The sequence below is a fragment of the Stenotrophomonas sp. G106K1 genome (assembly GCF_037969685.1).
GTDB lineage: Bacteria > Pseudomonadota > Gammaproteobacteria > Xanthomonadales > Xanthomonadaceae > Stenotrophomonas > Stenotrophomonas lactitubi.
Genome location: NZ_JBBPFR010000002.1, coordinates 280,325 through 292,408, shown reverse-complemented (window position 1 = coordinate 292,408; position 12,084 = coordinate 280,325). Strand labels below are relative to the sequence as shown.

12 protein-coding genes are annotated in these 12,084 nt (G+C 65.3%); 5 read left to right on the top strand and 7 right to left on the bottom strand.

Annotation, left to right across the window (positions count from 1 at the left end; all coding sequences use genetic code 11):
- Window positions 1-16: 16 nt before the first annotated feature.
- Entirely contained in the window at window positions 17-511 is a 495-nt protein-coding gene (locus tag WKB25_RS03645; RefSeq protein WP_340568774.1) for a hypothetical protein, read from the top strand.
- Window positions 512-999: 488 nt separating this feature from the next.
- Here WKB25_RS03645 and WKB25_RS03640 read toward each other — a convergent pair whose 3' ends face one another.
- From WKB25_RS03640 to WKB25_RS03610, 7 genes are all read right to left on the bottom strand, one after another.
- Window positions 1,000-1,341, bottom strand: coding sequence for a DUF6616 family protein (locus WKB25_RS03640; RefSeq protein WP_100462237.1), 342 nt, complete (start codon window positions 1,339-1,341; stop codon window positions 1,000-1,002).
- Window positions 1,342-1,460: 119 nt separating this feature from the next.
- On the bottom strand, window positions 1,461-2,198 hold the full coding sequence (locus WKB25_RS03635) for a DNA alkylation repair protein (RefSeq protein WP_340568773.1): 738 nt from the start codon (window positions 2,196-2,198) through the stop codon (window positions 1,461-1,463).
- Window positions 2,195-2,695 (bottom strand): MarR family transcriptional regulator, encoded by a 501-nt coding sequence (locus tag WKB25_RS03630; protein ID WP_340568849.1) that lies wholly within the window; start codon window positions 2,693-2,695, stop codon window positions 2,195-2,197. The genes WKB25_RS03635 and WKB25_RS03630 overlap by 4 nt, the downstream gene beginning before the upstream one ends.
- 76 nt (window positions 2,696-2,771) lie before the next feature.
- Window positions 2,772-3,497, bottom strand: a complete 726-nt coding sequence (locus WKB25_RS03625; protein ID WP_100462234.1) for a Fic family protein — start codon at window positions 3,495-3,497, stop codon at window positions 2,772-2,774.
- The gene (locus WKB25_RS03620; protein ID WP_100462233.1) at window positions 3,490-3,957 is read right to left on the bottom strand and encodes a hypothetical protein; all 468 of its coding nucleotides are present in this window, start codon (window positions 3,955-3,957) and stop codon (window positions 3,490-3,492) included. The genes WKB25_RS03625 and WKB25_RS03620 overlap by 8 nt, the downstream gene beginning before the upstream one ends.
- A 139-nt stretch (window positions 3,958-4,096) precedes the next feature.
- Entirely contained in the window at window positions 4,097-5,746 is a 1,650-nt protein-coding gene (groL, locus tag WKB25_RS03615; protein ID WP_025878650.1) for a chaperonin GroEL, read from the bottom strand.
- 83 nt (window positions 5,747-5,829) lie between these two features.
- Window positions 5,830-6,117, bottom strand: coding sequence for a co-chaperone GroES (locus WKB25_RS03610; RefSeq protein ID WP_089237231.1), 288 nt, complete (start codon window positions 6,115-6,117; stop codon window positions 5,830-5,832).
- Between the two features lie 353 nt (window positions 6,118-6,470).
- Between WKB25_RS03610 and WKB25_RS03605 the strand changes: the two genes are divergently transcribed.
- The 4 genes from WKB25_RS03605 to WKB25_RS03590 all read left to right on the top strand — a co-directional run bounded on the left by WKB25_RS03605 (window position 6,471) and on the right by WKB25_RS03590 (window position 11,612).
- Window positions 6,471-8,261: an endonuclease gene (locus tag WKB25_RS03605; RefSeq protein ID WP_340568772.1), complete on the top strand. Its 1,791-nt coding sequence runs from the start codon at window positions 6,471-6,473 to the stop codon at window positions 8,259-8,261.
- 68 nt (window positions 8,262-8,329) lie between these two features.
- Window positions 8,330-8,668: a divalent-cation tolerance protein CutA gene (gene cutA, locus WKB25_RS03600; protein ID WP_340568771.1), complete on the top strand. Its 339-nt coding sequence runs from the start codon at window positions 8,330-8,332 to the stop codon at window positions 8,666-8,668.
- A complete protein-coding gene (locus tag WKB25_RS03595) occupies window positions 8,665-11,055 on the top strand; it encodes a protein-disulfide reductase DsbD domain-containing protein (RefSeq protein ID WP_340568770.1) in 2,391 nt (796 codons plus the stop codon). The genes cutA and WKB25_RS03595 overlap by 4 nt, the downstream gene beginning before the upstream one ends.
- A complete protein-coding gene (locus WKB25_RS03590; RefSeq protein ID WP_340568769.1) occupies window positions 11,052-11,612 on the top strand; it encodes a TlpA disulfide reductase family protein in 561 nt (186 codons plus the stop codon). The genes WKB25_RS03595 and WKB25_RS03590 overlap by 4 nt, the downstream gene beginning before the upstream one ends.
- Window positions 11,613-12,084: the final 472 nt, after the last annotated feature.

Sequence of the window (12,084 nt, the reverse complement as noted above, 5' to 3'; positions counted from 1 at the left end):
ACGCAAGGAGCAAACGTTGAGAACGTCAGTAAAGCTGTGCCTGATTTCTGTTGGATGCTGCGCCGGCATTGCAATTGCCTGTTCGGAGCTACCCATTCCGCCTCTTCCTCCCTTGAAAGTTGATATCAAGGACATCTCAAAGGAGCGCGCCGCAGGCGCCAGCGATCCTTTTGCCTCGGCCTTCAACAAGAAGCTGGATGAAGCTGCAGAGAGAGTTGTTGGCGCCGCTGTTTGGCGCAACAACTACTTCAAAGGAAACGTGAGCTACACCACAAGGATCATGATGATGACCGGGCGCGCCATGATTCACGTTGAGAAGCCCTGCGGCCAACGTGCACAGGACTCATCGAATGATGGAAGCACTGCTGGACAACCTGGAGCCGGTGGTGGCGGTGGTGGCGGTGGTGGCGGCGGTGGTGGTGGCATTGGAGGCTGGCTGCCCGGGGGGGGAGGTTGTTACGGCAATTGCCAACCCCCTTATGGAGGGGTTGGGCCCATCGAGCAGGCTTGACGGCCCTCAGATCGCAACCATTGAACGGGGCTTGCTGCGAAGTCTGCAGTACAGCGAAGTGTAGCGACTGACGCGCCTGCGATTTATCGCAGGCGAAGTTCAACCGCAGGACGCCAGGCGCAAACGCCCGGCGTTTTCCTCTCAGCGCGGGTGCGATAGTACGCGGCGCGTTATCAATGCCGCAAACGCCCTCGACGTTCTTTGCAGGCATCTGCACAAGATGGATTACCCCGAAAAAGGTGGGGCGGGCTTGGAAGCCCTTGTGGCTGTAGTACTTGCGCTGCTCAGCCGCGTTCCATGGCGGCCCGGAGCGTGATGTCGCACCGCGCGTGATGGAATGTCTGTTGATGGCCTGCCTGGAACTGGTTACGCACGCGGCGGAGCGGGTACGTCCGCGGTAGCCAGGCCTTGGCGGAAGATTGGGGAGCCGCCGGGCATGGCCCGGCGCTACCGGTGCCGTGGGAGGTTCGTCCACGCGTGGCGTGAATCTACTCGTGGGTTGCCAGATCGTGCAGGTGCTGCGGCATGGCATCCACGGCACCTACCGTATTGGTGGTGGTGAAGTACTCATGCCAGCCTGTGGCGCTGATGCCGGCGACCAGTGCATCGGCGTCGGCGCGGCTGGCGCACTGCCAGACGGCGTAGAACTGCTCGGCGCTGGAATGGGGTACATCACGGGCGACGCGGCCCATTGCCAGCGGCGTGATGCTCGCCGCGTCGAACTGCTGCATGCCGGCGCCGATGCGGGCGAAGACGGCGTTGCGCTGTTCGGGCGGGAGTGCGGCCCAGGCGGGAGTGGCGGTGTAGTGCTCGATGAGGATGTGGGGCATTGGGGCCTTCCTTGGGTTGGTGGGTTTGCCGGCCAGCGGCCGGCACTACCGGGGTGCAGGGTTCTCCGGCCAGCGGCCGGCACTACCTGGGTGGTGGGTTCTTCGGCCAGCGGCCTGCGTTACCGGAGGGAGCGGTGGGCGCGCTTGCGGATGTACGCGTTTGCTGCGCTGCTGTGTTCGCGTTGCCAGCGCGCGCAGAGGTCGCGCACCCACTCGGGTTGCGTCTTGCTGGCATCGTTGAGCCAGTTGCCCACCGAGTCCTGCACGTAGCGCTCGGGATCGTTGGCCAGGGCGTCCAGCACCGGAAGTGCGCGCTGCGGTTGTTCCTTGAAGACTGAAATGTGCGTGGCCCATACGCCGCGCGGGCGCAGTGCTTCGCAGGCGAAGCGACGCAGGTAGGGCGAGGCTGCATCTGTCCACGGTAGCAGCAGCGTCAGCGCCTGCAGCGGCGCGGCCACGAGGTCGGCGCGCACGGCCAGCCACGCCCATTCGCGCACGCCGAAGTGCGGGTCATCGGCCAGTGGCTGTATCGCCTGCAGCTTTTCGCTGAGCCCCAATGTGGCATCACTGCCGATGAGGTAACACGCCCAACCGCGTACGGTGTCCGAGGGGTGCGACTGCCAGTGAATGACAGCCCCCTGCCCCGCTTCGCGCAGCAGTGCTGCCGCCAGCGCCATGCGCTGGGTAATGCCCTTGCTGGCGGCATCGCGCATGCGCTGCAGCGCGGCGTCTGGCAGCGCTGCAACCGTCTGCAGCAGGGTTGCAAAGTCCACCGCAAGGCACTCGGCCAGATGCGTGCTGGCGACCAGACCGGTGTCGAGCGCGTGCTTCCGCGCCACGCTGATGACTGGACTCACGGCGTCGCGCCACGGCCGCTGTCGGTGTGCAGCCAGACCTTGCCCAGCAGCTGCGAAAGCTGCGCCTGTTCGTTGGCGTCCAGCCCCTTGAACAGTCCACCGATCCACTGCGTGTGCTGGTTGAACAGTTCCTCGGCCAGGTGCTTGCCGCGGGCGGTCAGCACGACCTGCAGGCGGCGCCCGTCTTCGGCATCGTGCCTGCGCTGCAGCAGGCCCTCACGCTGCAGCCCGTCCAGCAGGCCGCTGATGGTGGCGCGGGTGACGCCTGCGCGTTCGGCCAGTTCGTGCGGCGGCAGCGTGCCGCCCGCACCATGCAGCAGGAACAGCACGATGAAACGGCCTTCGCTGAGGCCGTGCGGGGCGAGACGGGTGGCGCAGTCGCGGTCGATGGCGGTGGACAGGGAAAGCAGCTGGAAGCACAAGCGCAGCTGGTCCAGGTTGGCGTGGCCGCGGCGGGCGGCTTCTTCCATGAGTGCGTTGTGTTTTGCTTCCAGCATGACAGTCATAGCAATGATTAGGCGCCTAATTATATTGGCATGAGCTTATCAATCAAGCCTGTGCTCGTTCACTCCACTAGGGGATCGGGTAGTTGCGCGCCTGCTCGAATGCCTCGTAGTCCGCCTCAACCTGGGGATCCTGATACGAAGCGGCCAAGTCGGCGCCCGCGTTCTCACCGTCGAGCCCGCGCAGTTCCATGATGCTGCGGTTCCAGACATGTCTGCCAGCGACTGGGCCCAGATAGGGTGCGAGATAGGCATCGAGATGGCCTTGGCCAGGCTGTTCGATTTCCTCAGTCAATGCAGCCAGGTAGGCGTTCTTGCTTGTCCGCGTCCAGTCTACGGATATGCCCGCACGGTGACAGAGTTCGGAGTGGACAACCAGCATCGTGCGGCCATTCCCATCAAGAAATGGATGCCCATACGCGAAGATCCCCATGATCTCACCCGGGCATTCGCGCATCCTCTTCGTGTCATTTGCAAGCCGAAGCGCATACGCGACCGCCCGCCGGCACTCGGAAGGATGGCAGAAATGGACATCACCCTTGCTGACATGCTTTCCCGGCACAAGTGTCTGCCGATCCTGACCCGCCCACGGGTAGAGTCCCTCGAACAGGATCCGATGGACCTCCAGGAAAGCGTCATAGTCCACCTCCTCAACCTGCTCGAGAAAGGCAAGTGCGGCCGGCAGTTGCGCGCGGAACAGTTGATGTTCCGCAATCTTGATCAGATCGGGATCCTTCTCACCTTCGTGATTCCGCAGATAGCCTGCAGATGCGAAATCACCGAAGGGATCAAACATCCTTGAGCCTGCGATGATGCTCCATCACCAGCTTGACCATTTCGCGCGCTGGCAGCTTGCCATGGCGCGTCAATGCCACCAGTAGATCATCCGTCTCATCGCTGGCGACGCTATCGCCGGCGAGCGACGTCACCGCCGTCGCCCAGGCGTCCATGTAGCCGACCGTATGAACAACCCCCTCCTGCTTGGCGCGCATCCGCGCCCAACGCGTAACGCCGGTCAGTGGCGGTCGCTTCGAAGGGTGAAGCCCTGCCAAAAGCGTGTGGCGTCCCAATCTCGCAATCGCAGCGGGCCGCGCGTAGATACCGCGCTGGATGCGCTCCAGTTGTCGTGATTCCACCAGCGCCTTCAGTGCCGCCCCAACCTGGCGGCGCCCGCCCAGACCATCAAATTCCGAGCGAAGGAATGCCTCCGCTTTCCGGGGCCTGATCTTCCGAAGAATCTGACCTTTGATGTCCATGCAAGCATGCTAGCACAGCGAAGGTAAATTCATTTATATCAAGCAGTTGGAGGATTTCATGGCAGGCATCGCGATCCGCACCCATAAAAAAAACCCCGCCTTCCGGCGGGGTTTTTCATTACGTCGGGAACGCGTGGACTTAGAAGTCCATGCCGCCCATGCCACCCATGCCGCCCATGCCACCAGCGCCACCCATGGCCGGCTCGTCCTTCTTCGGAGCGTCGGCAACCATGGCTTCGGTGGTGATCATCAGGCCAGCGATCGAGGCTGCGTTCTGCAGCGCCGAACGGGTCACCTTGGTCGGGTCCAGGATGCCGAACTGCAGCATGTCGCCGAACTCGCCGGTGGCGGCGTTGTAGCCGAAGCTGCCGGTGCCTTCCTTGACCTTGTTGACGATGACCGACGGCTCTTCGCCGGCGTTGGCGACGATTTCGCGCAGCGGGGCTTCCATCGCGCGCAGGGCGATCTGGATGCCGTGGTTCTGGTCTTCGTTGGCACCCTTCAGGCCAGCCAGCGCGGAGACCGCACGGACCAGGGCAACGCCGCCGCCCGGAACCACGCCTTCTTCAACAGCCGCACGGGTAGCGTGCAGGGCGTCGTCGACGCGATCCTTCTTTTCCTTCATTTCGATTTCGGTCGAAGCGCCGACCTTGATCACTGCAACGCCACCGGCCAGCTTGGCCACGCGCTCCTGCAGCTTCTCGCGGTCGTAGTCCGAGGAGGTGTCTTCGATCTGGGTCTTGATCTGCGCAACGCGCGAATCGACCGCAGCCTTGTCACCCACGCCATCGATGATGGTGGTGTTTTCCTTGGAGACCTGCACCTTCTTGGCGCGGCCCAGGTCCTTGATGGTGGCCTTTTCCAGCGACAGGCCGACTTCCTCGGAGATCACGGTGCCGCCGGTCAGCACGGCCATGTCTTCCAGCATCGCCTTGCGACGGTCGCCGAAGCCCGGAGCCTTGACGGCCACGACCTTGACGATGCCGCGGATGGTGTTGACCACCAGGGTCGCCAGCGCTTCACCTTCGACTTCCTCGGCGACGATCAGCAGCGGCTTGCCGGCCTTGGCGACGCCTTCCAGCACCGGCAGCAGGTCACGGACGTTGGAGATCTTCTTGTCGTGCAGCAGGATGTACGGGTCATCCAGGTCAGCAGTCTGCGACTGCTGGTTGTTGATGAAGTACGGGGACAGGTAGCCGCGGTCGAACTGCATGCCCTTGACCACGTCCAGCTCGTTGTCCAGGCCCGAGCCTTCTTCAACGGTGATCACGCCTTCCTTGCCGACTTCCTTCATCGCGTTGGCGATGATCTGGCCGATCGACTCGTCCGAGTTGGCCGAGATCGTGCCGACCTGGGCAATGGCCTTGTCGTCAGCGGTCGGCTTGGAGATGTTCTTCAGCTCGGCGACGGCGGCCACGACGGCCTTGTCGATACCGCGCTTGAGGTCCATCGGGTTCATGCCGGCAGCAACAGCCTTGGCGCCTTCGCGGATCAGGGCCTGTGCCAGCACGGTGGCGGTAGTGGTGCCGTCGCCGGCGTCATCGTTGGTACGCGACGCGACTTCCTTCACCATCTGCGCGCCCATGTTCTCGAACTTGTCAGCCAGTTCGATTTCCTTGGCGACGGACACGCCGTCCTTGGTGATGGTCGGGGCGCCGAAGCTCTTCTCGAGCACGACGTTGCGGCCCTTCGGGCCCAGGGTGGCCTTGACGGCATTGGCGAGAACGTTGACGCCGCGCACCATGCGCGAACGGGCGTCTTCACCGAAACGAATATCCTTGGCAGCCATTGCAGTTACCTCATTGGTAGCGCCGGGCCATGCCCGGCGGCTGGGTGTTTGGAATCAGGGTATGAAGCAGGTCGCGCCGACGCTCAGCCGATGACGGCGAGCACGTCGTCTTCGCGCAGGACCTTGTACTCGACGCCTTCGCTCTTGTACGAGCTGCCGGCGTACTGGCCGTAGATGACCTTGTCACCGACCTTCAGCGACGGAGCGCGCACGGTGCCGTTGTCCAGCGGCTTGCCCGGGCCCACGGCCACGACTTCACCCTTGGTGGACTTTTCCTTGGCGGAGTCCGGGATCAGGATGCCACCGGCGGAAACTTCGTCGGCTTCGATCGGCTTGACCACAACGCGGTCGTGCAGCGGCTTGATGCTCATGTGGGACCTCTTAAGTTATTGATTGGTCTGAAAAAGTCCGGCGATGTTAGCACTCGCACCAGGCGACTGCCAGCAACGCGCGTGAAAAAGCCCGACAGGTCGGGAGCACGACAGAGATGGAGACCTCCGGAGGCCTTTCAAGGCCCGCCGCCGAAATTTTTCTGCGGAGACCCGGCGGCGCTCCATTCCTGCGCGGACGCCTTTATAGGGATGCGTCGCGGCAAGCCAAGGGGGAAATCGCGGACATTTGGTGACCGCCGTCTCACTGTCAGATATCTGGCGTTCATTTACGACAAAGTGTCACCAGATCGGCTTTAGGGTGGCCCGGCATTCCCAATCACAAGGAGTAGTCGATGCGATTGCTGTCCCCGCTCGCCGCCGCCTGCCTGCTGGCACTGGCTGCCTCGCCGGCCCAGGCCGAGGTCTTCATCAACGAACTGCACTACGACGACAGCACCGCTGCCGGTGACGTCGGCGAAGCCATCGAAGTGGTCGCCACCGCCGGCGAGGACCTGTCCGGCTACCGCCTGTACCTCTACAACGGCAGCAATCCGTCGGCCGCCACGGTCTACGCCAACAATGCGGTACCGGCGGGAACCGCGGCCAGCTGCGGCAGCGCCACTCTGGCCGTGGTCACCTACCCCACCAACGGCCTGCAGAACGGCCCCAATGACGGCATCGCCCTGGTCGACGCCAGCGGCAAGGTGCTCCAGTTCCTCAGCTACGAGGGCGCGATCACCGCCTCCGGTGGCCCCGCCGCCGGCATGACCAGCCAGAACATTCCGGTTGCCGAAACCAACAGCACCGCGGCGGGCACCTCGCTGCAACTGACCGGCAGCGGCAGCCAGTACGCGCACTTCACCTGGGCCGAATCGGCCAGGCAGACCTTCGGCAGTTGCAACAACAACCAGACCTTCAGCGGCGGTGGCACCCCGGGTCCGAACACGCCGCCGTCGGTGTCCACCACCACGCCGGCACAGGGCAGCAGCACCTTCCCCGCCGCCGCTGATCTGGAAGTGGTGTTCAGCGAAACGGTCAACCTTGCCAGCGGCGCCTTCGCGCTGAGCTGCGGCACCTCCGGCAGCATACCGCTGACCTGGCCGGCGAGTGGCAAGAGCGTGAAGCTGTCGACCAACACCGCGCTGGTCGGCGGTGAAGCCTGCCGTTTCGACATCCGTGCCGCACGCATCACCGACGCGCAAGGTGCCCACCCGGCCGCCGACAGCCGCATTGCCTTCACCGTGGCCAGCACCGGCGGCAATCCCGATCCGGGCAACCCTGGGGTGCCGGCGGGCTACTACTCCAAGGTCAATACCAGCAGCCCCAGCCAGCTGCGCTGCTCGCTGCATGCCACCATCAAGGGCCATACCGCGTACCCCTACAGCGGTACCGGCACCAGCACCTGGACCATCCTGGAGATCGCCGACGAGGATCCGAACAATCCGAACCGGATCCTGGATGCCTACCGGAACCGCAGCTACGCCAAGGTCAGTGACCGCGCGGGAACCGGCAGTGGCCTGACCTACAACCGCGAGCACACCTGGCCGAACTCGCTGGGCTTTGCCAGCACCACCGGCGACAAGGGCCTGCCGTACGCGCCCTACACCGACACCCACATGCTGTACCTGACCGACGCACAGTGGAATGCCGACCGCGGCAACAAGCCGTTCGCCAAGTGCGATGCCAACTGTGGTGAACGTGCCACCGAGGCCAACAACGGCCACGGCGGCGGCAGCGGTGGCTACCCGGGCAACTCGAACTGGGTGCGCACGCCGGATGGCAATGCCGGTACGTTCGAGGTGTGGGGCCATCGCAAGGGCGACATGGCACGTGCGGTGATGTACATGGCCATCCGCTATGAAGGAGGCAAGGATGCGGCCACCGGCCAGTCCGAACCGGACCTGGAACTGACCGATGACCGCAGCAAGATCGTCAAGACCAGCAGCTCGCCGGCCTACATGGGCCTGCTGTCGACCTTGATCGACTGGCACCTGTCCGATCCGCCGGATGCTGCCGAGCAGGCGCGCAATGACGTGGTCTACAGCTTCCAGGGCAACCGCAACCCGTTCATCGACCACCCCGAGTGGGCCACCCCGGGCCTGTTCACCTCGGCCAAGCCGGCCACCTGCCAGCTGGCCAACTGACCGCGCAACGCTGCGGTCCACTGCCGTCGCCGGGCCCTGCCCCGGCGACGGCCCTATACTCGACGGTCATGTCGACCGTCGATCCCGTCCTGCTGCTGTTGACCACCTGCCCGGACCGGGCCAGTGCCGAGCACATCGCGCACGCGCTGGTCGCCGAGCACCTGGCCGCCTGCGTCACCCGCCTGGACGGCGCACAGTCGACGTACCGCTGGCAGGGCGAGGTCACCACCGACGCCGAACTGCAGCTGCTGGTGAAGACCACCGCAAGCCGTGTCGATGAAGCCATCGCCCGGATCGTCGAACTGCATCCGTATGAACTCCCGGAGTGCATCGCGGTCGAAACCCGGGCCGGCCTGCCGGCGTATCTGGACTGGATCCGGGCACAGACCCGGGAGGACACTGATTGAAGACTCTGTTTGCGCGTGGCGCCGCCTTGTGCGCCCTGTTGTGGCTTTCGTTGCCGGCCTTCGCACTGGATGAGAAGGATCTGCTGCCGGTGGACCAGGCGTTCGCACTGACCGCCAGCGCGCCCGAGCGTGGCCAGATCCAACTGCAGTTCAAGATCGCCCCGGGCTATTACCTGTATCGCCACCGCACCACGGTGAAAGCCGACCCGGCCTTCAATGCCGCTGCGCTGCAGATGCCCGCAGGCAAGAAGCACCACGACGATTTCTTCGGTGAGGTGGAGACCTACCGCGAGCGCCTGCAGGCCACCCTGCCCGGTGCGCCCACCGATGCCGCCGGCACCATCAGCCTGGAAGTGCGTTACCAGGGCTGCGCCGATGCCGGTGTCTGCTATCCGCCGCAGAAGCGCGTGGTGCAGGTAACCCTGCCCGGCGCGGGCGGTGCGGCTGCTACGCTGCCGACCACACGCGCCACCGGCGCCAGTGCGTTCAACAACCCGCTGGCCGGCGCCGGCAATGGTGGCGGCCTGCGGCTCCCTGGCACCAGCAACAGCCAGGCGTTGCCGCTGCCGTCGGAACAGGCCTTCGGCTTCGATGCCATCGCCAGCGATGGCAACACCCTGCTGCTGCGCTTCAGCCCGGCACCGGGCTATTACCTGTATCGCGACCGCACCTCGCTGAAGCTGGAAGGCAGCGCCGGGGTACTGACCGACAAACCGCGTTGGCCGGCGGCGCAGTCGCACCGCGACGAGCACTTCGGGGATGTGGCGGTCTATTTCAACCAGGTGGAAGTGCCGGTACCGCTGCGCCGCAGCCGTGCCGAGGCCGTCGACAGCACGTTGGTGGTGACCTTCCAGGGTTGCCAGACCGATGGCATCTGCTACCCGCCGATGACCCGGCGGGTGAAGCTGTCGATTTCCGCCGGCAAGGCCAACGCCACCGGCGATGCACCTGCCGTACGCGACGAAGTGATCCGCTCGCTGCCTGCTTCGTCCGCTGCCAGCACCCGCGAGGGCGCCAACGGCACGCCGCTGCGCCTGCTGCCGACCGTGCCCAACGACACGCCGGCCAACACCGGTGCTGCCGACGCCAGCAGCGGCGCGCGCGATGCCTTCGCCGCCGACGCGCAGCAGGACAATGCGCTGCGTACCAAGGCCCCCAGCAGCGTGCCGAAAACCGACAGCTCGCTGCTGTGGGTACTGCTGCTGGCGCTGGGCGGTGGCCTGGTGCTGAATCTGATGCCCTGCGTGCTGCCGATCCTGTCGTTGAAGGTGCTGAGCCTGGCGCAGAGCGGCGAAAGCCCCGAGCGCGCCCGCAGCCACGCCATGTGGTACACGCTGGGCGTGCTGGTGGCCTTCGCGGTGATCGGCGCGCTGATGGTCGGCCTGCGCATGCTTGGCAACGCGGTCGGCATCGGTTTCCAGCTGCAGCATCCCGGCGTGGTCGCGGCGTTGGCCTACATCATGTTCGCGGTGGGCCTGAGCCTGTCCGGCGTGTTCACCATGGGCGGCGGCATCGGCAACTTCGGCCAGTCGCTGGCGCGACGCAGTGGTCCGGCCGGCGACTTCTTCACCGGCGTGCTGGCCTGCGTGGTCGGCAGCGCCTGCGTGGGTCCGTTCTTCGGCCCGGCGGTGGCCTATGCCTTCGTTGCGCCGCCGGTGGCGGCGATGCTGGTGTTCCTGTTCCTCGGCCTGGGCCTTGCCCTGCCGTTCCTGCTGATCGGCTTCGTGCCGGCGCTGGCCCGTCGCCTGCCCAAGCCGGGCCAGTGGATGGAAACCCTCAAGCACGTGCTGGCCTTCCCGATGTACGCCGCTGCGTTGTGGCTGCTGTGGGTGCTGGGCAAGCAGCGTGGCGTGGATGGCATGGCACTGGCACTGGGTGGCCTGCTGCTGCTCACCGGTGGCCTGTGGCTGTTCGAGCGCAGCCGCTGGCGCAGCCAGCGCGCGGCCGGGCTGCTGGGCGTGCTGCTGGTGATCGCGGCGCTGGTGCCGGTGTGGGGCGTGACCCAGCTGGCACCGCCGACACGTGCCGCGCAGGCGAGCAGCGAGAACGTGGTGGAGTATTCGCCGCAGATGCTGGACCGCCTGCGCGCCGACAACCGCGTGGTATTCGTCAACATGACCGCCGACTGGTGCGTGAGCTGCAAGGCCAACGAGCGCGCGGTGCTGTCGCGCCCGGAGTTCAAGGAACTGCTCAAGCGCACCAACGCGGTGTACATGCGCGGCGACTACACCAATGTGGACCCGCAGATCACCGCCTTCCTGGATGAGCACAAGGCCGTGGGCGTGCCGCTGTACGTGGTGTACGGCCCGGGCGCGCCGCCGATGGTGCTGCCCACCCTGCTGACCCAGGCGCTGGTGGAAGAAGCGCTGCTGCGCACCGCACGATGAAGTGGCAACGGCCAGCACTGCTGTGGACAGCGGTGCTGGCTGCCGGGCTTGGCCTGTGGGCCGGCAACCGGCTGGCGCCGCCGCCGATGGCGCAAACCGCAGCGCCTGTTGCCGTATCGCCGCCGGCGTTGCCGGTGCTGCGCCCTGGTGATCCGCTGCCGGCGCTGGTCCTGCCCGATGCTGAAGGCAACGCGCTGGATATCCGCGAACGCTTCAAGGGCCGGCCATTGCTGGTCAATGTCTGGGCCAGCTGGTGCGGCCCGTGCGTGGAAGAAATGCCCGAGCTGGCCCGCTTTGCCGAGGGCCAGGGCACGCGTGGCGTACAGGTGTTGGGCCTGGCGCTGGATACGCCGGACGGCGTGCGCGATTTCCTGCAGCGGGTGCCGGTGAACTATCCGATCGTGCTCGATACCCCGGGCCCACGCGATGCCAGCGTGCAGTTGGGCAACGCGCAGGGACTGCTGCCGTACAGCGTGCTGTTCGACGCGCAGGGACGGATGGTGAAGGCCAAGCTCGGACCGTTCGCGCACGGCGAGATCGAAGGCTGGGCGAAGTAGGTCGGCAGGGCTGCGCCCTGCACCTGCAGAGGCCGAAGCAACGGCAACAGCCGAAGCAACGGCAACAGCGGGCGTTCCGTGGGATGGCGCGGCGGTGTCGGAGTGCGGGGACGCCGCAAGTACGTCCTTGTAAGCTTGGCCGCGGCATCCATGCCGCGGACACCCCGTACTCCGACACCGCCCCACCTCTGACAGATTTCCGGCGTCTGATGGATCCACCTCATGCGTGGATGAATCTCCATTGAAATCGAAGATTTCGACAATTGGACAATTGAACGAAGAGCATCCACGCATGGCGTGGATCTACGTGTCGACCAAGGTCGACACCCACCAAGAGCAGGTCATGCCTTTCCGGCAGATCGCAGAAATCTGTCGAAGGCGGGGTGGGTCCGGTTGCGGGGGCGTGAGCCGCATGGATGCGGCGACCGAGCTTACATGGACGTACTTGCAGCGGCCCCCGCAACCGGTCCCA

Bases quoted from the DNA above. Each gene is read 5' to 3' on its own strand.
- WKB25_RS03640 (WP_100462237.1), bottom strand. From the start codon at position 1,341: ATGCCCCACATCCTCATCGAGCACTACACCGCCACTCCCGCCTGGGCC.
- WKB25_RS03630 (WP_340568849.1), bottom strand. From the start codon at position 2,695: ATGCTGGAAGCAAAACACAACGCACTCATGGAAGAAGCCGCCCGCCGC.
- WKB25_RS03625 (WP_100462234.1), bottom strand. From the start codon at position 3,497: ATGTTTGATCCCTTCGGTGATTTCGCATCTGCAGGCTATCTGCGGAAT.
- WKB25_RS03620 (WP_100462233.1), bottom strand. From the start codon at position 3,957: ATGGACATCAAAGGTCAGATTCTTCGGAAGATCAGGCCCCGGAAAGCG.
- groL (WP_025878650.1), bottom strand. From the start codon at position 5,746: ATGGCTGCCAAGGATATTCGTTTCGGTGAAGACGCCCGTTCGCGCATG.
- WKB25_RS03610 (WP_089237231.1), bottom strand. From the start codon at position 6,117: ATGAGCATCAAGCCGCTGCACGACCGCGTTGTGGTCAAGCCGATCGAA.
- WKB25_RS03605 (WP_340568772.1), top strand. From the start codon at position 6,471: ATGCGATTGCTGTCCCCGCTCGCCGCCGCCTGCCTGCTGGCACTGGCT.
- cutA (WP_340568771.1), top strand. From the start codon at position 8,330: ATGTCGACCGTCGATCCCGTCCTGCTGCTGTTGACCACCTGCCCGGAC.
- WKB25_RS03590 (WP_340568769.1), top strand. From the start codon at position 11,052: ATGAAGTGGCAACGGCCAGCACTGCTGTGGACAGCGGTGCTGGCTGCC.